This is a genomic window from Pseudoxanthomonas sp. (assembly GCF_027498035.1).
In the GTDB taxonomy this organism is placed as follows: domain Bacteria; phylum Pseudomonadota; class Gammaproteobacteria; order Xanthomonadales; family Xanthomonadaceae; genus Pseudoxanthomonas_A.
In genome coordinates this window covers 2,184,093-2,202,771 of sequence record NZ_CP114978.1, presented here as the reverse complement: position 1 = coordinate 2,202,771, position 18,679 = coordinate 2,184,093, and the positions used below count along the sequence as shown (strand labels likewise).

At 65.4% G+C, this 18,679-nt stretch carries 16 protein-coding genes; 4 read left to right on the top strand and 12 right to left on the bottom strand.

The window, feature by feature from the left end; all coding sequences use genetic code 11:
- Nucleotides 1-16: 16 nt before the first annotated feature.
- A complete protein-coding gene (locus tag O8I58_RS09480) occupies nucleotides 17-1,180 on the top strand; it encodes a helix-turn-helix domain-containing protein (protein ID WP_298314909.1) in 1,164 nt (387 codons plus the stop codon).
- Between the two features lie 17 nt (nucleotides 1,181-1,197).
- On the opposite strand, the gene O8I58_RS09475 is transcribed toward O8I58_RS09480, so the two are convergent.
- From O8I58_RS09475 to O8I58_RS09435, 9 genes are all read right to left on the bottom strand, one after another.
- Nucleotides 1,198-1,680, bottom strand: coding sequence for a YajQ family cyclic di-GMP-binding protein (locus tag O8I58_RS09475; protein ID WP_298314907.1), 483 nt, complete (start codon nucleotides 1,678-1,680; stop codon nucleotides 1,198-1,200).
- 101 nt (nucleotides 1,681-1,781) lie between these two features.
- Nucleotides 1,782-3,101, bottom strand: a complete 1,320-nt coding sequence (locus O8I58_RS09470) for a glycerate kinase type-2 family protein (protein ID WP_298314905.1) — start codon at nucleotides 3,099-3,101, stop codon at nucleotides 1,782-1,784.
- A 57-nt stretch (nucleotides 3,102-3,158) separates the two neighbouring features.
- Nucleotides 3,159-3,692: a gamma carbonic anhydrase family protein gene (locus O8I58_RS09465; protein WP_298314902.1), complete on the bottom strand. Its 534-nt coding sequence runs from the start codon at nucleotides 3,690-3,692 to the stop codon at nucleotides 3,159-3,161.
- 109 nt (nucleotides 3,693-3,801) lie between these two features.
- Nucleotides 3,802-5,139, bottom strand: coding sequence for an MFS transporter (locus tag O8I58_RS09460; RefSeq protein WP_298314900.1), 1,338 nt, complete (start codon nucleotides 5,137-5,139; stop codon nucleotides 3,802-3,804).
- Nucleotides 5,140-5,211: 72 nt separating this feature from the next.
- Nucleotides 5,212-5,997 (bottom strand): enoyl-CoA hydratase, encoded by a 786-nt coding sequence (locus tag O8I58_RS09455; RefSeq protein ID WP_298314898.1) that lies wholly within the window; start codon nucleotides 5,995-5,997, stop codon nucleotides 5,212-5,214.
- Complete coding sequence (locus O8I58_RS09450; RefSeq protein ID WP_298314896.1) at nucleotides 5,994-7,577, bottom strand: CaiB/BaiF CoA transferase family protein; 1,584 nt, start codon at nucleotides 7,575-7,577, stop codon at nucleotides 5,994-5,996. The genes O8I58_RS09455 and O8I58_RS09450 overlap by 4 nt, the downstream gene beginning before the upstream one ends.
- 41 nt (nucleotides 7,578-7,618) lie before the next feature.
- Nucleotides 7,619-8,512: a LysR family transcriptional regulator gene (locus tag O8I58_RS09445; RefSeq protein WP_298322879.1), complete on the bottom strand. Its 894-nt coding sequence runs from the start codon at nucleotides 8,510-8,512 to the stop codon at nucleotides 7,619-7,621.
- Nucleotides 8,513-8,692: 180 nt separating this feature from the next.
- Complete coding sequence (locus O8I58_RS09440; protein WP_298314893.1) at nucleotides 8,693-8,995, bottom strand: hypothetical protein; 303 nt, start codon at nucleotides 8,993-8,995, stop codon at nucleotides 8,693-8,695.
- Nucleotides 8,996-9,241: 246 nt separating this feature from the next.
- Nucleotides 9,242-9,934: an OmpW/AlkL family protein gene (locus tag O8I58_RS09435; RefSeq protein ID WP_298314890.1), complete on the bottom strand. Its 693-nt coding sequence runs from the start codon at nucleotides 9,932-9,934 to the stop codon at nucleotides 9,242-9,244.
- 726 nt (nucleotides 9,935-10,660) lie between these two features.
- Between O8I58_RS09435 and O8I58_RS09430 the strand changes: the two genes are divergently transcribed.
- A complete protein-coding gene (locus tag O8I58_RS09430) occupies nucleotides 10,661-10,897 on the top strand; it encodes a hypothetical protein (RefSeq protein ID WP_298314888.1) in 237 nt (78 codons plus the stop codon).
- A gap of 1 nt (nucleotide 10,898) precedes the next feature.
- On the opposite strand, the gene otsA is transcribed toward O8I58_RS09430, so the two are convergent.
- Genes otsA through otsB form a run of 3 tightly spaced genes read right to left on the bottom strand, consistent with a single transcriptional unit; the run spans nucleotide 10,899 to nucleotide 14,812 of the window.
- A complete protein-coding gene (gene otsA / locus O8I58_RS09425; RefSeq protein WP_298314886.1) occupies nucleotides 10,899-12,266 on the bottom strand; it encodes an alpha,alpha-trehalose-phosphate synthase (UDP-forming) in 1,368 nt (455 codons plus the stop codon).
- A complete protein-coding gene (locus tag O8I58_RS09420) occupies nucleotides 12,263-14,041 on the bottom strand; it encodes a glycoside hydrolase family 15 protein (RefSeq protein ID WP_298314884.1) in 1,779 nt (592 codons plus the stop codon). Before O8I58_RS09420 ends, otsA begins: the two co-directional genes overlap by 4 nt.
- A 30-nt stretch (nucleotides 14,042-14,071) precedes the next feature.
- Entirely contained in the window at nucleotides 14,072-14,812 is a 741-nt protein-coding gene (otsB, locus tag O8I58_RS09415; RefSeq protein ID WP_298314882.1) for a trehalose-phosphatase, read from the bottom strand.
- 230 nt (nucleotides 14,813-15,042) lie between these two features.
- Between otsB and O8I58_RS09410 the strand changes: the two genes are divergently transcribed.
- Nucleotides 15,043-16,461, top strand: coding sequence for a dihydrolipoyllysine-residue acetyltransferase (locus O8I58_RS09410; protein WP_298314880.1), 1,419 nt, complete (start codon nucleotides 15,043-15,045; stop codon nucleotides 16,459-16,461).
- Between the two features lie 12 nt (nucleotides 16,462-16,473).
- Entirely contained in the window at nucleotides 16,474-18,627 is a 2,154-nt protein-coding gene (lpdA, locus tag O8I58_RS09405; RefSeq protein WP_298314877.1) for a dihydrolipoyl dehydrogenase, read from the top strand.
- Nucleotides 18,628-18,679: the final 52 nt, after the last annotated feature.

Below are 18,679 nucleotides of genomic sequence, written 5' to 3'. Positions count from 1 at the left end.
CGAGTGGCCGGTGCCGATGTCCGCGTTTCCCGTCTTGCAACAACAGCAGCTGGATGTGGCACGCAGCCGGTTCGCACAAGGCGAACCGTTGCCCGACACGCTGCTGCCCGATGGCCTGGCGCGCTCATGGGAGCGCTCGCGCAATGCAGGCCTGCAGCCATGGCAGGCGCCGCAGTACGACGCGGCCCAGCGGCTGCACAACGTGCGCGAACAGCCCGACGACCGGCGCCTGTACCAGTGCGTGCATGAAGAGATCGAACAGCTCTGGAGCGCATTCGGCGGGCCGGACTGGACCATCTTCTGCGCCAATCCGCAGGGCGTGATCGTGCACGCGCGGCACAGCCCGTCCTGCGACGACGCGGTGCTGCTGCCCATCGCCGCCGGACGGCGCATGGCCGAATGCGACATCGGCACCACCGCGCCGAGCTGCGTGCTCAGCGATGGCTGCGAGACCATCGTGCAGGGCAACCAGCACTACCTGCGCGCGTTCGAGGAGATCTTCTGCCTGTCGGTGCCGCTGTGGGGCATCGAAGGCCAGGTGATCGGCGCGCTGGACATCACCGGGCGCGGACAGCGCGATGCCGGTCTGTTGCAGGAGCATTTCCGCCAGGCCGCGCTGTCGGCCGAGCATCGCCTGTTCGCCACCTTGCGCCATTGCCACCTGCTGGCGATCCAGCATGATCCACGCTGGTTGGGCACGCCGCTGGCGGGCCTGCTGGCCTTCGATGAGGATGGCGGTCTACGCGCGGCCAGTCGCCTCGCACGGCGGATGCTGGGGTTGCCGGCGCAGGGGGCGGTGTCGGCATGGACGCTGGCCCGTGTGTTCGATAGCGCCTTACCCGCGCAGCAGCGTCGCCTGCTGCAGCCCGGCCATCACGCGCAGCGCCTGGCCTGTGTCGATGGCAGTCATCTGTGGGTGCAGCACCTGCGTGGGCCGTTGCGTGGCGTGGCAGTCGGCGCGCGGCTGCAGCAGTCCCCGGGCGTAGCGCCATCGGTGCCGGCGATCGAATCGGCGATCCAGGACAGCGACCTGCAGGAACACACCCTGCGCGCGATTGTCCAGGCGCTGGCCGAGCACGACGGCAACATCGCCGCCACTGCGCGCCAGCTGGACGTCTCGCGCACCACGCTGTACGCCAAGCTGCGCCAGGCGCGCGCGGCCGGACTGCTGCCTGGCTGACGCGCGCGAATCCGTGATCAGTCGCGGAAGTTGTCGTACTGCAGCGGCTGTTCGAATTCCTGCTTTTTCAGCAGCGCGATGGCGTCCTGCAGGTCGTCGCGCTTCTTGCCGTTGACGCGCAGCTTGTCGCCGTTGATCTGGGTGTCGACCTTCAGCTTGGCTTCCTTGATCTTGGCCGCGATCTGCTTGGCCAGTTTCTGCTCGATGCCCTGCTTGACGGTGATCTTCTGGCGCGCGCCAGCAAGGTTCGTTTCCACCTCGCCGAATTCCAGGCAGCGCGCATCGATGCCGCGGGCGATCAGGCGCGCGCGCAGGATGTCTTCCATCTGCTTGAGCTGGAAATCGCTGGGCGCCGACTGGCTGATGGTGTTGTCTTCCAGCACGAACCTGGCATCCACGCCCTTGAAGTCGAAGCGCGTGGACAGCTCGCGGTTGGCCTGGTCCACGGCATTGGTGAGCTCGTGGCTGTTGACCTCGGAAACGACGTCGAAGGAGGGCATGGGGAAAAACCGGAAGACAGGGCGCACGCATGTTAGCGCGCGTGCCCCCATGTCGAAACCCGGTCCCGCCGCACGGTGGCGCCTGCGGCGTACCGCAGGCGCTATGCCGATGCGATGTAGATCGCCCGGAAATCATTCACGTTGGTGTGCGTGGGCCCGGTGATCACGGCATCACCGAGGCTGCCGAAGAAACCGTGGCCATCGTTATCGTCCAGGGCCACCTGGGGCTGAATGCCCACACGCTGCGCGCGCGACAGGCTGTCCGGAAACAGCACGGCGCCGGCGATCTCTTCGCGGCCATCAATACCATCGGTGTCGCAGGCGATGGCGTAGACATCGGCCATTCCGCCCAGCGCGATGCCCAGTGAAAGCAGGAACTCGACATTCCTTCCACCGCGCCCCTGTCCATGGACGGTCACGGTGGTCTCGCCGCCCGAGAGCAGCACGCAAGGAGTGCTGAACGGCTGGCCGTGCAAGCGTACCTGGCGCGCGATCCCGGCCATGACCCTGCCGACCTCGCGGGATTCGCCTTCGACGGAATCCCCAAGAATGTAAGCCGCGACGCCCATGCTCCGGGCATAAGTGGCGGCCGCTTCCAGTGATTGCTGCGGCGTGGCGATCAGATGGGTCTGGATGGGGGGCAGGGCCGCGGCCCCAGGCTTGATGGTCTCGGTCACGCCGGCTTCGAGCAGGCGCTGCACATGTGCCGGGACGTCGATCCGATGGCGGCGCAACACCTCCAGCGCTTGCGCACTGGTGCTGGGGTCGGCGACGGTCGGACCCGAAGCGATGTCATTGAGCTGATCGGCCGGAACATCGGAGATCAACAGGTTGCAGACCCGTGCAGGTGCGCAGGCCGCGGCCAGGTGGCCGCCCTTGATCGCCGACAGGTGCCGGCGGACACAGTTGAACTCGCTGATCGTGGCCCCGGCGAGCAGCAACTGCTCGCCGATCACCTGCTTGTCCTCAAGACGCATGCCTTCGGCCGGGAGCGGAAGCAGCGCCGAACCGCCACCGGAGATCAAGCAGATCACCAGGTCATCGGCAGTCAGCCCCTGCACGCAGGCCAGGATGCGCTGGGCAGCCCGTAATCCCTGGTCGTCCGGCACAGGGTGGGCAGCTTCGAGGATGTCGATCCGTGAACACGGCGCGCCATGGCCGTAGCGCGTGACCACCACGCCTTCCAGCGGGCCAGGCCAGTGTGCCTCCAGGACCTGCGCCATGGCTGCCGAGGCCTTGCCGGCACCGATGACCACCGTCCGGCCTTTTGGGGGCTGTGGCAGGGATAGCGGAAGCACGAGCGCGGGTTGCGCCGCGGCGACCGCCGCATCGAACATGCCCACCAGCATGTCGCGAATTGCGTCGTGGTCGCTACGGCACGGGCTGTCGGCTTGCGCGGGCCTGTTCAATGAAGTCTGCATTCGATGGTTCCTTCGGCCACGTTGGTCCATCCGGCACTCGTCTGGCTGGATGGCGACTCAGCCACCGTCGTGATGCACGATGATCCGGCCGGAAAACGCAGCCGCCTTGTCGCGATACTGTTTCCACGAGGTCTCGAGCGCCGCAATGGCCGGTGCATCCAGTGCGCGGACCGCACGCGCGGGGCTTCCCATGATCAGGCTACCTGGCGGAAAGGTCTTGCCCTCGGTCACCAGCGCGTTGGCGGCGACCAGTGAATGCGGTCCGAGGGTGGCGCCATTCATGACCACCGCGCCCATGCCGATCAGGCTGCCCGCGCCGATCGTGCATCCGTGCAGGACGACGGCATGTCCCACCGTCACTCCATCGCCAATGATCAGTGGAAAGCCGGGGTCCGCATGCAGCACGGCTCCGTCCTGCACGTTAGTGCCGGCCCCGATACTGATCGGGGCATTGTCCCCGCGGACCACTGCCCCGAACCAGATGCTTGCGCCATCCTCCAGTGTCACTTCTCCAATTACATGCGCGCCGGGTGCGATCCAGCTCCCGGGTTTCAGGGTCGGACGCTTGCCTTCAATCTCATAACTGGGCACGGGGGCTCCTCATTGATGGGGTGCGCCATCGCTTCGCGACGCGCGATGGGCGGAGACGATGCCGTGCGACCAGGCCAATGGGACATTGGAGCCGCGCTTTTCAACGATCTCAGCGGGCTTGGCCAGGTTGTCGATCCTTGCCGAAGTAATCGACGACCGGGGGCAGTGGCGGAGTGTCTCCGGCACGCGTCGCGTCGTGGTTATCCCGGAACGGCGCATCTGGCTTCATGACGAAACACAGCACGGTGCCGACGATCATGATCCCAATGGACACCAGGAAGGTGATGTTCCAATTGCCCAGGCGGTCAGCGATGAGGCCTGCCACGACCGGGCTGATCAGTGCAGCGGTGACGCCGGTGCCACTCATGATGCCCGATGCGGTTCCTGCGCGTTCGTTGGCGATGTCCATGGGAATCGCCCACATGGGGCCAACGGCCATTTCATTGAAGAACATCGCCGCGGCCAGGAACACGAGGGCGTGGACCGGGTCGCTGACCAGCAGGACCGGAATCAGTGAAATGGCGGTCAAGGCCATGCAGCCGGCCACCAGGTAGCTGCGTGCAATGCGTAGATTCCCTGTCCTGGTCAGCAGCCGGTCGCTCACCATGCCGCCGGCCAGGTCACCCACCACGCCGGCCACGAAGACACCGGAGGTGAAGATCACCGCATTCTTGATGTTCAGATTGAAGCTGTGCATGAAGTACAGCGGCATCCAGCTGAGCATTAACCAGAGCGTCCAGTTGTAGCAGAAGTAAACTGCCGAGACGGGCAGCATGCGGCGATACAGGCGCCCCCATTGACCAGGCGGATGTTCGCGCCGGGTCTTGGGTGCAGGAAGAATCTTGAGCTCCTCGGCAGTGATCCGAGGATGGTCGGCAGGCAGTTCGGTGTAGCAGAAGTACCACGCGGCCAACCACGCTGCGCTGACCACGCCCAGCACATAGAACGACGTGCGCCAGTCAAATGCCGTCATGATGGCCAGCACGATCATTGGTGCCACCGCGTTGCCGAATCGGGCAGCGGAATGGGTGATGCCTTGCGCCATCCCGCGCTTGGCCCTCGGAATCCAGGCTCCCATGGCACTGGTGGCGGCGGGGAAGGTCGCGCCTTCGCCCAGCCCCAGCAACAGCCGGGCGGCGATCAGCGATACCAGGCCACCAGCAAGTCCGGTCAGGACCGTTGCCACGGCCCAGATCGCCGCGCACACCAGGAGCGTCCTGCGGGCACCAAACCGGTCCGCGATCCAGCCGCCGATGAACTGGAAGATCACGTAGGGATACCCGAATGCCGAGAACACGAACCCCAGCTCGGTGTTGGACAGCCCAAGTTCGCTCTTGAACTGCCCAGCCGCAGTACTGACATTGACGCGGTCGACGTAGGTGATGAAGTACATCAGGCAAAGCATCACGAGCACGGTCGTACTCGCCTTCATGGACAAGCGTTTCATGAACCCTCCCAGGTCATTGACTCCAGCGCCCGGCAAGCCGGGGCCATGAGGACCAATCCGTCGGCCAGCAGGCTAACGCCTGGCCGTGTTCGACTTCGACCCGAACGCCGCAACGGCGTCCCGGAAGGACTGGCTGCCATAGACCTGCTCGACCAGGTCATCGTCAACCAGTTGGTGCTCCATCACCACCCGGCGCATGCTCTCCTTGATGGCGTGCTGGGTGACAGGCGATAGCGATGCCAGACGCCTGGCCAATGCGATGGTCGCCGCTTCAAGTTCATCTTTGGTGGATACCGCGTAGATGTAGCCACACGACAGCGCTTCCGGCGCGTCGAGATGGTCGGCCAGCAGCAGCATCTTCTTGACCCTTGGAACGCCGAATGCCGCAATCAGCCGAGCCAGGTTCCTGGCCGAGAGTGTGTTGGACAATGTCCTGGCGATGGGCGCACCGAAGCGTGAGGTGTCACTGCAGACCCTGAAGTCGCAGGCCGTAGCCAGCGCCAGGCCACCGCCCGCGGCCCATCCGTCGATGACGGCGACCGTGGGCACCGGGATGCGTTCCACCGCATCGATAACCTGTTCGATCATCGCTTCGTAGGCAATCCCTTGCGTGCCGGAAGTGAAATCGCGGAAGTGGTCGATATCGGTGCCGGCGACAAAGGATTTCCCTCCGGCGCCGCGGACCAGGATGCATCGGACGCTGGCGTCGGCCTGCAGGATGCCGGCGATCCGGAGAAATTCCTCGTACATCGGTAGGGTCATGGCGTTGTGCCGCTCAGGGCGGTCGATCACGATCTCGGCCATCCCCGCACCGACCAGGCGGTGCATCACGCAGGCGCGCGTGGATGCCGCGTTCATGCGGGCACCGCGGCAAGCTCGTCGCGCAGTTCCTGGTTGTGCTCGCCCAGCAGTGGCGGGTGACGGTAGACGTGCTGGGGCGTGCCTCCCATCTTCACCGGGAAGCCGATGTTCTTCACGGTTCCCTCGTTGGGGTGCTTGATTTCCATGCACATCCCGCGGTGCCTTGCGTGCTCGCTTCCAAAGGCCTCCGGATAGGTCAGGATGGGCCCGGCCGGGATGCCAGCTTCGAGCAAGGTGGTGATCCAGTCCTCGGCATCGCGTTGGCCGAACGAGGCTTCCAGCGCGGAAATCAGCGCCTCCCGGTGCTTCAGGCGAAGTGCGACGGTGGCAAAGTCGGGGTGCGTCTCCAGGTCGGGCCGCTGCAGTAGCTCGCACAGCTTCTTCCACAGCTTCTGGTTGGTCGCGCCCATGACGAAATATCCATCGCGCGCTTTCACCGCCTGATATGGCGCACTCATCTTGTTGCTGGTCCCAAGCGGGGTCGGTGGCGTACCGGTCCCCCAGTAGTCGGACATGTCCCAGATGGAGAAGGCCATGGCCGAATCGAACAGCGATGCATCGATGTGTTGGCCCAGGCCCGATTTCTGCGCACCGATATAGGCCGACAGCAAGCCATACACCGCGAAGAGCGCGCAGCCGATGTCAGCCACGGGCACGCCGGCCTTCACTGGCGGTCCATCCTTGTAGCCGGTCACGCTCATCACGCCCGACATGGCCTGGGCCATGAGATCAAAGCCTGGTCGCGAGGACCATGGGCCGCTCTGGCCGAAGCCGGAAATGCTCGCATAGACCATCCTGGGATTGATCTTGCGGATGGTCTCGTAGTCGATGCCAAGCCGCTTGACCACGCCGGGGCGGTAGTTCTCCACCATCATGTCGGCGGACCTGGCCAACTCGTAGAAAAACTCCCTGCCTTCCTCGGTCTTGAGGTCCAGCGCGACCGAACGCTTGTTCCGGTTCATGTTGAGGAAGCCCATGCTGTCAGGCCCCTTCATCTTGAATCCCATGGCGCCGCGCGTCTGGTCACCTTCCAGGGGCTCGACCTTGATGACGTCGGCCCCCATGTCCGCCAGCATCATGCAGGCGAAGGGCCCGGCCATGACCTGGCTGACATCCAGCACGCGGATTCCGGCCAGGGGTAATGGTCGGGCTGCTTCCCGGGGTGATGTGTCGTTCGAGTGCGCCATGTGCGTCTCCCGTTCTCTGGTCGTGGCGATGTGGCGTTGCACTCTCATCGACCGACGAAGCACCGGCAAGCACCTGCTGGACATGGCTGAGTTCGCGGAATTCGAAGGCGGCCTGGCGTGCTGGTCGCGACGGTCGCTGGAGGTGGCGCCGTCAGCTGTGGCCAACCGAAGGCCGTCTTCGCAGGCGCAGGGCGTCAAAGGCCCATGCCAGAAGGAAAAGGCAGCGTCGATGCGGACACATGGGCACGCGATGAAGGTCGCTGCTGCTTGCCATATCGGATATGGAAACCCGCACGCTCCATGCGCTGAAGGTTCGATATGAAACGCCTTAGACCATTGTCGAAGTACCTTCTGCAGCACCTTGCCGCAGGCCGGGGCGGAATGCTGCATGCGGCATGTTTCCGCTTGGACAACGACCGCAGCGGCGGGAATCAAGACCGTGCGTTGGCGTTCTGCTTCAGCTCGGCGACGATGTTGGCCAGCGTCTGGGCCTGTACGTGTCCTTCGACGAAGGAGAGCACGTAGTTGCGTTGTTGCCAGCTTCCTTCCAGCTCGGCCGCGCTCACGGACGTTTCGCCGCCCAGCAGGCGCAGTACCGCAGGCGGCATCAAGCCAACGCCCAGGCCGTTGCGCACCATGGTCAGCATGGTGTCGAACCCTGAGACCAGGAAGTTGTTGGTGAAAGCACGCCCCTGGTTGCGGAATGCACGTTCCACCGCCGCGAGCGTGGCCGAGCCCTTGCCCAGCGAGATCAGTGGCTTGTCGAACAACGCATCCAATGGAACCGGCATCGTGTCGAAGCTGAAATGGGCGGCGTTGTAGACCAGGACCAGCCGGTCGCTGCGGTAAGGATATGGCGTCATGTCCAGAAATCCGCTTCTGGATTCATAGATGCCGATATCGATGAGACGGTCACGCAGTGACTGCTGGATGTTCCTGCTGTTCTCCTCGACGATCTTCAGGGTGATGCGCGGATACAACTGCTGAATCCGCGCGATGTCGGCACATAAGAACTCGATGATGACGGCCTTGGGCGCGCCGATGATGATCCGCCCATCCAGCCCGCCAACCAGCACCTGCGCGTCGCCTGTCAGCCGGTCCACCAGATTGTCGATCTGTTGGATGTGGTCAATGAGCTTTCCACCTGACTCGGTGACCTCGACACCATGCGGCAGGCGCCGGAAGAGCTTGATCCCAAGCTGGTCCTCAAGGTCTGAAATGCGCCGGGACGCTGCGGCGATCGCAAGATCCAGGCGATTGGCCGCGCGCGAGATGCTTCCTTCCTCGACCGTGGCCATGATCAATCGGACCGTCGTGGTATCCACTTTCAAGCGGGGTTCTCCTGCAGCCTGGGCAAGGGCGGCCGTCCCGTCCAGGACTTCCTGTTGCGCTTTCCGGCCAATGCTACCCCAGCGTCGAGGGCCGAAGACACGGTGTCGCCGTGTCATGGCTCGCGTGGCGCATCCACGCCGCGCCGGCCCGCTGCCTGCGAAGGTGCGTTGCCGTCACATCTCGTCGTCTTCGTCGGTGAGGATCTCGATGACGCTGCTGGTGGCACGCGAGACCCGCTCGACGACGTCATGGACGCGGCGCACGCCTTCGTCGTTGGGGGCCTCGACCTCGATCACCGAAAAGCCCGGTGGGGCATCTTCGTCCAGGCCCGCGGAACTGGAATCGTCATCGTCCATATGTGGCATCAGGTCTTCGATCTCCTCCACCCGCTCGATGCCTTCGATGGATTCCAGCGAATGGGTCAGGATCAGGGTGGCGTCGTCGTCAGCGGTGACGCGCATGCGGATGATGGGCATGGGGGATTCCCGGAAGAGGTCGGCCGCCATGCTGACCACACCGTCGCGAAGGCGTAGTGAGCAGATCGCCTGGCCGGCATTGCACCATCCACGGAAAAACGGCAGGACAGCCGTTTTTCACGGCGAAGCCGCCTGAAGGGTGGCGCGCAGGGATGTGCGCCATGAAAAAGGCGGCGGACCATCGGGTCCGCCGCCTGGATGACGCTGTCGCGCGTCCCTCAAGGGCGCGCGGCCGGCGTGCGCTGCTTAGAATCGCGCGCCGATGCCAACGCCGACGGTCCAGGGATTCAGGTCAAGATCCTCGCCCGTGCGGCTGCCGTTGACGGTCAGGTCCGGCGAACCATCCATGTAGCGCGCATCGACGCGGGCGAACCAGTTCGGATTGATGTTCATGTCCAGGCCGACGGTGCCGATGGCGCCCTTGGCATCCTTCACGCCGACGTGTTCGCCCGACACGCTGCCGAGGTTCTCGTTGCTGAAATTGGACTGGTAGTAGCCCACGCCCACGAACGGACGGAACACCTTGTCCGGCGTGCCGAAGTGGTACTGGCCGCTGATCGCCAGCGGCAGCTGGTCGACGCTGCCGATCCTGCCGGCGCTGTCGCTCACGTCGTGCTTGAACTTGTCGGCCGCGCCCCACAGTTCCACCGCGATGTTCGGCGTGGCGTAGTAGCTGGCGCTGATGGTCGGCGCGGTGTCGCCATCAACATCGACGCTGGTGCCGCGCAGCGGGCGCGAGGACGGCTGCATCAAAGTGGCGCTGCCAACCACGGCCCAGCGCTTGAACGCGGCATCGGCGTCGCCGCCGGTGGTGCTGTTGGTGGCCACGCCATGCGGCGTGCCATCGGTGTCGGTCGCCGCGCTCACGGCTTCCTGGGCGAATACGGGCGGGGCGGCAAGCAGCGGCACCAGGGCCAAACCAAGCAGGCGAATCTTCATGGGGTCTACCTCGTTCTTCGTTCTTGTGATGTGGCCCGCAACGTGGCGGGACGGCGCACACCGTAGAAATTTCCAGATGAACGATTCCCGGCGTACCGCACGCAATTCAGGCTGGTGCACAGCAACGCTTCATATTGTTGGAGACGGCTGCACGCGCAGCGCCAGACGTGGCGTAGAAAAGCGTTAAATTCCGGCTGTTTTCTTCACGGTTGCGTGGTTGGCCAGGTCGCGCGCTGATTCAGCCTGTAGGCTGTCATGTGGGTCAGTTTGCGCAGGCGCGATGCGAGATTGGCCTTTGCTTCTGCGCTTGCTTTTGCATTTCGCTGTGGTTGTGGCTGTGCTCCGCTGTTGATCTGATCGAGCCGTAAAGCGAGCCGAGCACCGCAGGAGGAAACGGCCGAAGAGGCGCCCTTGTCTGAGCGTAGCGAGTTTGGGCGCCGTGCCGTTTTCTTCGAGGAGCGCAGGGCACCGCCGCGTCGCGGCGGCGAGTGTCCGGCGAAGGCGGTTTTGCTTCCTTTTGCCAAGACAAAAGGGAGTCGTGCCGCAGAGCGGCGCGAAAGCTCTGTAGTGATCTTGCTTTCGCCCTGCTTTGGGAACTTCTAACAACAACGCGAAGCAAGTGCAGCAGCAGGAGCGAAAGCAAAGCTTTCACGTCACTGCGCGACGCGAGCCACTTTTGTCGTGGCAAAAGTAGCCAAAACCGTGGGCGCCGTCCCAAAGAGGGGATTGAAAACACTCGCCGCCGCGACGCGGCGGTCCCCTGTGCTCCTCGCCGGAAGCGGCACGGCGCGGAACTCGCTGCGCTCAGACATCCGCGCCTCTGCGGCCGCTTCCGGCTGCGGTGCTCGGCTCGCTTTGAAGGCGCTGAAGATCAAGCACCAAAGCCAGATCACAATCTCCGGCAACGGCAACGGCAACGGCAACGGCAACGGCAACGGCAGTGCGGATGCCCGGAAGGGCTAACTCAAGCCGCTTCCAGTGCCTGTAGATAGGCCCTGCGCCAGGCATTGATATCGTTGCGCTGCAGCTTGTCCATCATCGCCCGCCAGCGTTCGATGCGCTTGGCCCTGGGCATGGTCGCAGCCGTGGCGATGGCATCGGCCACGCCGTCCAGGTCATGCGGATTGACGATGAGGGCCTCGGTCATCTCGTCGGCGGCGCCGGCCAGGATCGATAGCACCAGCACGCCGGGGTCTTCCGGGTCCTGCGCGGCGATGTACTCCTTGGCGACCAGGTTCATGCCGTCGCGCAGGGGCGTGACCAGGCCGATGCTTGCGGCGCGGTAGAAGCCGGTCAGGGTGGCGTGGGTGTAGTTCTGGTTGACGTAGCGGATCGGCGTCCAGTCGGCTTCGGCATAAGTGCCGTTGACGTGTCCGGCGATCTGTTCCAGCTGGCTGCGCAGGACCTGGTATTCGACGACTTCGCCACGCGAGACCGGGGCGATCTGAAGATAGGTCAGGCTGCCGCGCTGTTCCTTGTGGCGCTTGAGGTAGCGCTCGAAACCGCTGAAGCGTTCCGGCAGGCCCTTGGAGTAATCCAGCCGATCCACGCCGATGGCCAGCTGCCGCCCGCGCAGGCTGTGGCGCAGGTCGCGAACGGCCGGCTTGTTGACCGCAGTCCTGGCCTGCTGGGCGATCAGGCCGGTGTCGATGCTGATCGGGAAGGCGCCGACCTGGAACCGACGCCCACCGGGTGCTTCCAATACATCGTCGTCCAGCAGCTTGCCGCCGCCGAACAAGCGCACGTACGACTGGAATCGTTCCACGTCGCGACGGGTATGGAAGCCGATCAGGTCATACGCATACAGCGTGCTGAAGAAACGCTGGTGGTCGGGCAGGGCGGCGACCAGGTCGGCCGATGGCATCGGCGTATGCAGGAAGAATCCGATCCTGCAGCCGATGCCGCGTTCGCGCAGCAGTGCGCCCAGCGGAATCAGGTGGTAGTCGTGGATCCAGACGATGTCGTCTTCCCGCAACAGCGGCGCCAGCTGGTCGGCGAACAGGGCGTTGACCCGCCGGTAGCCTTCGCGCTTGCTGCGGTCGTAGTCCACCAGGTCCAGGCGGAAGTGCAGCAGCGGCCAAAGCGCGCCGTTGGAAAACCCCAGGTAGTAAGCGTCGTGGTCGGCCCTGGACAGGTCCATGGTGACGTAGCGCGTGTTGCCTTCGCTGACCTCGTGCAGGGTGCCGCTGTTGTCGCGCGTGGTCTTGCCGCTCCAGCCGAACCACAGCCCGCCGCGCTCGCCCAGCGCCGCGCCCAGGCCGGTGGCCAGTCCGCCGGTCTGCGACTGGCCCGGCAGCGCCACGCGGTTGGAGACCACGACCAGGCGGCTCATGAGGCGTCCTGCCAGGGGCGCGACAGGCGCATGGCGGCGATGATCAGGCCGACATGCGAATAGGTTTGCGGGAAATTGCCCCAGGCCTCGCCTTCGAACGACAGGTCTTCGCTGAGCAGGCCCAAGTGGTTGCGGCGTGCCAGGATGCGTTCGAACATGCCGCGCGCCTCGTCCTTGCGGCCGATTGCCGCCAGCGCGTCGATGTACCAGAACGTGCAGATGGTGAAGCTGGTTTCCGGCGTGCCGAAATCGTCTGGTGCCACGTAACGGAACAGTGCGTCGTCGTGCTTCAGGTCGCGGCCGATGGCTTCGACCGTGGCGATGAAACGCGGGTCCTCCGGAGCGAGGAAGCCCAGGTCGGCCAGCAACAGCAGCGAGGCGTCCAGGCGATGGCCGCCGAAGGTGTCGGTGATGTGGCCGAGTTCCTCGTTCCAGGCTTCGCTGAGGATGCGTGCGTGGATGGTGTCGGCGCGGCCGCGCCACAGCGTGCTGCGATCTTCCAGGCCCAGCCGCGTGGCGATCTTGGAAAGGCGGTCGCAGGCGGCCCAGCACATCACGCTGGTGTAGGTGTGCACCTCGGCGCGGCCACGGAATTCCCACAGGCCTGCATCGGGCACGTCGTACAGTGCGAACGAACGCTCACCCAGCAGTTCCAGGCGCTCGAAGGTGTGCACATCGCCCGGATCGACCAGGCGCTGGTCGAAGAACAGCTGGGTCGAGGCCAGCACCACCGAGCCGTACACGTCGTGCTGTTTCTGGATCCAGGCCAGGTTGCCGCGCCGCACCGGGCCCATGCCGCGGTAGCCGGCCAGGCTGGTGACCTCGTGCTCGTGCAGCTCCACTTCGAAGTTGATGCCGTACATCGGCTGCAGCGTGCCGTCGTGGGTGGCGATGTTGAAGATGTAGCCCAGGAACTGCTCCATCGTGCGAGTGGCGCCCAGCCGGTTGAGCGCGCGCACCACGAATGCGGCGTCGCGCAGCCAGCAATAGCGGTAGTCCCAGTTGCGCGGGGTGTCCGGCGCTTCCGGGATGGATGTGGTCATCGCAGCGATGATCCCGCCGGAGTCTTCGTACTGGCACAGCTTCAGGGTGATGGCGCTGCGGATCACCGCGTCCTGCCAGTCCAGCGGGATGGACAGGTAGCGCACCCATTCGGTCCAGTAGTGGCGGGTGTTTTCTTCCGCCTCGCGCACGTAGCCGGCCAGCGAGCGGCGCAGCGATTCGTCCACGCCCAGCACCAGGTGCAGCGGATGGTTGAGGACGAAGGCGGTTTCCTCGCGGATGAAGCGCACCGGTACGTCGGTGGTCAGGCGCAGGGTGAACTCGGGCAGCAGCCAGCGCACGTGGTTGCTGCCCCAGGTGGTGTCGGGCTTGTGCGCGCCCCAGTCGGCCAGCGGCCGGGCGCGGATGCGGATGCGCGGATTGCCGGTGAGCGGGCGGACCTGGCGGATGATGCTGACCGGCCGGTAGAAACGCTGGTTCTCGCGCCAGCGCGGGGCGAAGTCGATGATTTCCAGTGCGTTGCCGTGGCTGTCGCGCAGCACCGTGCGCAGGATCGCGGTGTTGGTCAGGTAGTGTTGTTCGCTGGATGCGAAATCCTCCAGCTCCACCGCGAAGTCGCCACCTGGCTGGTCCTTCGGCGAGAGCAGGCTGCAGAAGGCGGGGTCGCCGTCGAAGGCCGGCATGCAACTCCAGACCACGCGTGCCTGCTTGTCGATGAGGGCACCAAAACTGCCGTTGCCGATGACGCCCATGTCCAGGGTCGGGTGGCTCATGCGTGCTCCGTTGCGTTGTCGCGGTGGGGACTACAGGTTGGACCTCAGCCAGGTATGCACGGCGGTCACGTCGGGAAGGGCGTACATCGCGTGGCTGTTGGGGCGCCGCCCGACCAGCACGCTCCAGCCGCCCAGGGTGTTGGCGGTTTCGAATCCGTATTCGTCGGTCAGGTCGTCGCCGACGAACACCGGCGTGCGGCCGGTGAACGGCGCTTGTTCCAGCAGCCTGCGCACGGCGCGGCCCTTGTCCACGTCGGCCGGCACCAGCTCCAGCACCTGGTCGCCGGCCTGCATCCGGTAGCCCTCCAGCGCTGGCAGGAAATGGGAGGCCAGCGCCTGCAAAGCGGCGGCGGCCTGCGGTGCGGCCCGCCAGTGCAGGGCCAGCGCGCCGCCCTTGTCTTCCACGCGCACGCCCGGATAACGGTGGGCCAGCACCGTGGCTTCGCGCCGCAGCTCGGCCAGCGCAGCGGGCACGACCCGCGTGGTCTCGGGCGCGCCGCGCAATTGCTGGCCGTGCATGCCCGCCGCGGGCAGGGCATGCGGAGCGAACACCCGGTCCAGTTCCGCCAGTGGCCGGCCACTGACCAGGGCCAGGGCGCCGCCCAGCTTGTGGGAAAGCCGGGTCACGGTCTCCAGCCCGCCCTCGGGCAGGGCTACGGCCCCGGGGTCGTCCTGGAATTCCAGCAGCGTGCCGTCCACGTCCAGGAACAGCGCGCACTGGGCTGCCAGCGCTGGCGGCAGCGGGAAACGGTTGGGGGCAGTTGCGGGCATGGGCCGGTCGGAAGCCGTCTTCGGCGTGCAAACAGATGTGGTGCATTCTTCCCACGCGGCGGTGAACACCTGGTGTTTGCCCCGTCTGCAAGGGGGTTTTGCGCGTAAAGACGAAATATCGTCTTCATTTGACGGAATTTCGCCTTCGACCATCCGCCAAGGTTGGCGAAAGGCCTTGCGGCCGTACAATGATCGGCCCGTCCCACACGAATCCAACCGGAGTTCCCAAGATGGCTCAAGCCCAGGAAGCACGCGTCCCCGACATCGGTGACTACAGCGACGTGCCCGTGATCGAGGTGCTGGTCTCCGTTGGGGACACCGTGGTGAAGGACCAGGGGCTGATTACCCTGGAATCGGACAAGGCCACGCTGGAAGTCCCGGCGGCCTTCGGCGGCGTCGTCAAGGAAATCAAGGTCAAGGTCGGCGATTCGCTGTCCGAAGGTGCCGTGGTTGCCCTGATCGAGCCGGCCGGCGAAGTCGCCGCATCGCCTGCCGAGGCCAAGCCCGCAGAAGCCGCCAAGGCGCCGGAGCCGGCCAAGCCTGCCGCCGCGCCGGCCGAGCCCGCCCCGACCCCCGACAAGCTGACCCAGCGCGAGATCGCCCTGTCGCAGTCGCGTACCGCCTCGGGCGCCACTTCCGGCCAGGCCGAACCACCGTCGCCGCCGACCAGCACCCCGCCGGTGACCTTTGATGCCTCGCGGGTGATGCCCGACAAGGTGCCGCACGCCAGCCCGGTGGTGCGCCTGTTCGCCCGCGAACTCGGCGTGGACCTGCTGCAGGTCGCCGGCAGCGCCCGCAAGGGCCGCATCACCAAGGAAGACGTGCAGGCGTTCGTCAAGAAGGCGCTGGCTGGCGGCGGCGCGACCGCTGCTGCGCCGGCTGCCGCCGCGGCTGGCGGCAATGGCCTGAGCCTGCTGCCCTGGCCGAAGGTGGACTTCAGTAAATTCGGCCCGACCGAGGTCAAGCCGCTCAGCCGCATCCAGAAGATCTCCGGTGCCAACCTGGCCCGCAACTGGGCGATGATCCCGCACGTCACCCAGTTCGATTCGGCCGACATCACCGACCTGGAAGACCTGCGCGTGCTGCTCAACAAGGAGGCGGAGAAATCCAAGTCCGGCGTCAAGCTCACCATGCTGGCGTTCCTGATCAAGGCCAGCGCCGCGCTGCTGAAGAAGTACCCGACCTTCAACGCCTCGCTCGACGCGGCCGGTGAGAACCTCACCCTGAAGCAGTACTTCAACATCGGCTTCGCTGCCGATACGCCGAGCGGCCTGGTCGTGCCGGTGATCCGCGACGTGGACAAGAAGGGCGTCAACGACATCGCCGCCGAAACCGGCGAGCTGGCCAAGAAAGCCCGCGACGGCAAGCTCGGCCCGGCCGACATGACCGGCGGCTGCTTCTCGATCTCCTCGCTGGGCGGCATCGGCGGCACGGCGTTCACGCCGATCGTCAACGCGCCGGAAGTGGCGATCCTGGGCGTGTCCAAGTCGTCGATCCAGCCGGTGTGGGACGGCAAGGCCTTCCAGCCGCGCCTGCTGCTACCGCTGTCGCTGAGCTACGACCACCGCGTCATCGATGGCGCGCTGGCTGCGCGCTTCACCGCCGATCTGGCCAAGGTACTCGGCGACATGCGCCGGGTCCTGCTGTAAGGAGTCGCGCGCATGGCAAACACCATTGAAGTGAAGGTCCCGGACATCGGTGATTTCTCCGACGTGCCGGTGATCGAGATCCTGGTCGCCGTCGGCGATACCGTCGCCAAGGAACAGGGCCTGGTCACGCTGGAATCGGACAAGGCGACGCTGGAAGTGCCGTCCTCGGCCGCCGGCGTCGTCAAGGAGATCAAGGTCAAGATTGGCGATTCGCTGAGCCAGGGCGACCTGGTGATCGTGCTGGAAGCCGAAGGTGAGGCAACGGCCGAAGCGCCGAAGGCTGCCGCACCGGCCAAGGCCGAGGCTCCGAAGGCGGAGACCAAGGTCGAAGCGCCCAAGCCTGACGCTGCCGCATCTGTGCCGGCCAAGGCGGCCGCCAGCGGCCCGATCGAGGTGAAGGTGCCCGACATCGGCGATTTCTCCGACGTGCCGGTGATCGAGATCCTGGTGTCCGTGGGCGATGCCGTCGCCAAGGAACAGGGTCTGGTCACGCTGGAATCGGACAAGGCCACGCTGGAAGTGCCGTCCTCGGCCGCCGGCGTGATCAAGGAGATCAAGGTCAAGGTCGGCGATGCGCTGAACCAGGGCGACGTGGTCGTGATCCTGGAAGGCGAGGGTGGCGATGAGGTTGTTGCCGCAGCCGAAGCCCCGCGCGCTGCACCGCCAGTGACGCCGTCGGTCGCGCATCCCGATGCCACTTCGGCACCGAAGGCTGCTGCGGGTACGGGCAAGAAGGCCGACATCGAATGCCGCATCGTCGTGCTGGGCTCCGGCCCCGGCGGCTACACCGCCGCGTTCCGCGCTGCCGACCTGGGCCTGGATACGGTGCTGATCGAGCGTTACGCGTCGCTCGGCGGCGTGTGCCTCAACGTGGGCTGCATCCCGTCCAAGGCGCTGCTGCATTCGGCCAACGTCATCGACGAAGCCGCGCACGCCGAAGAATGCGGCATCGAGTTCGCCAAGCCGAAGATCAACCTCGACAAGCTGCGCGAGTACAAGGAGAAGGTGGTCGGCAAGCTCACCGGCGGCCTGGCTGGTATGGCCAAGCAGCGCAAGGTCCGTACCGTGCAAGGCACTGGTGTGTTCGTGTCAGCCAATGAAATCGAGATCACCGGCGACGACGGCAAGACGCAACTGCTGCGCTTCGAGCAATGCATCATCGCCGCCGGTTCGCAGGCGGTGAAGCTGCCGAACTTCCCGTGGGACGACAAGCGCGTGATGGATTCCACCGACGCGCTGGAACTGGCCGAGGTGCCAAAGAAGCTGCTGGTCGTCGGCGGCGGCATCATCGGCCTGGAAATGGCCACCGTGTACAGCGCGCTGGGCAGTGAAGTGACCGTGGTCGAATTCCTCGACCAGCTGATGCCGGGTGCCGACAAGGACCTGGTCAAGCCGCTGGCCGACCGCCTGAAGAAACAGGGCGTCATCGTCCACCTCAAGACCAAGGCCGCTGGCGTCAAGGCCGAGAAGAAGGGCATCACCGTCACCTTCGAATCGGCCACCGAAGGCGAAAAGCCGGCGCTGGAATCCGGTACCTGGGATCGCGTCCTTGTCGCCGTGGGCCGCGCGCCCAACGGCAAGAAGATCGGCGCGGACAAGGCCGGCGTGCAGGTGACCGACCGCGGCTTCATCCCGGCCGACAACCAGATGCGTACCAACGTTCCGCACATCTTCGCCATCGGCGACATCGTCGGGAACCCGATGCTGGCCCACAAGGCCACGCACGAGGGCAAGCTCGCAGCCGAAGTTGCCTCCGGCGAGAAGAAGGAATGGGTCGCCCGCGTGGTGCCGTCGGTGGCCTACACCAATCCGGAAATCGCCTGGGTCGGCGTCACCGAAACCGAAGCCAAGGCCAAGGGCCTGAAGGTTGGCGTGGCCAAGTTCCCATGGGCGGCCAGTGGTCGCGCCATCGGCATCGGCCGCACCGAGGGCTTCACCAAGCTGATCTTCGATGAAGCCACCCACCGCATCGTCGGCGGCGGCATCGTCGGCGTGCATGCCGGTGACCTGCTGGCCGAGATCGGCCTAGCCATCGAGATGGGCGCCGAAGCCGAAGACATCGGCCACACCATCCATGCGCACCCGACCCTGAGCGAGTCGGTCGGCATGGCGGCCGAGGTCTACGACGGCACCATCACCGACCTGTACATCCCGAAGAAGAAGTAAGCGCGGACATCCGTGGCTCCCGCGACCCCGGCGTCTTCGGCTCTTCGCGCGA

Coding starts and splice junctions, on each gene's coding strand:
- O8I58_RS09480 (WP_298314909.1), top strand. CDS start 17: ATGTCCGCGTTTCCCGTCTTGCAACAACAGCAGCTGGATGTGGCACGC.
- O8I58_RS09475 (WP_298314907.1), bottom strand. CDS start 1,680: ATGCCCTCCTTCGACGTCGTTTCCGAGGTCAACAGCCACGAGCTCACC.
- O8I58_RS09470 (WP_298314905.1), bottom strand. CDS start 3,101: ATGCAGACTTCATTGAACAGGCCCGCGCAAGCCGACAGCCCGTGCCGT.
- O8I58_RS09460 (WP_298314900.1), bottom strand. CDS start 5,139: ATGAAACGCTTGTCCATGAAGGCGAGTACGACCGTGCTCGTGATGCTT.
- O8I58_RS09455 (WP_298314898.1), bottom strand. CDS start 5,997: ATGAACGCGGCATCCACGCGCGCCTGCGTGATGCACCGCCTGGTCGGT.
- O8I58_RS09450 (WP_298314896.1), bottom strand. CDS start 7,577: ATGCAGCATTCCGCCCCGGCCTGCGGCAAGGTGCTGCAGAAGGTACTT.
- O8I58_RS09440 (WP_298314893.1), bottom strand. CDS start 8,995: ATGCCCATCATCCGCATGCGCGTCACCGCTGACGACGACGCCACCCTG.
- O8I58_RS09435 (WP_298314890.1), bottom strand. CDS start 9,934: ATGAAGATTCGCCTGCTTGGTTTGGCCCTGGTGCCGCTGCTTGCCGCC.
- otsA (WP_298314886.1), bottom strand. CDS start 12,266: ATGAGCCGCCTGGTCGTGGTCTCCAACCGCGTGGCGCTGCCGGGCCAG.
- O8I58_RS09420 (WP_298314884.1), bottom strand. CDS start 14,041: ATGAGCCACCCGACCCTGGACATGGGCGTCATCGGCAACGGCAGTTTT.
- otsB (WP_298314882.1), bottom strand. CDS start 14,812: ATGCCCGCAACTGCCCCCAACCGTTTCCCGCTGCCGCCAGCGCTGGCA.
- O8I58_RS09410 (WP_298314880.1), top strand. CDS start 15,043: ATGGCTCAAGCCCAGGAAGCACGCGTCCCCGACATCGGTGACTACAGC.
- lpdA (WP_298314877.1), top strand. CDS start 16,474: ATGGCAAACACCATTGAAGTGAAGGTCCCGGACATCGGTGATTTCTCC.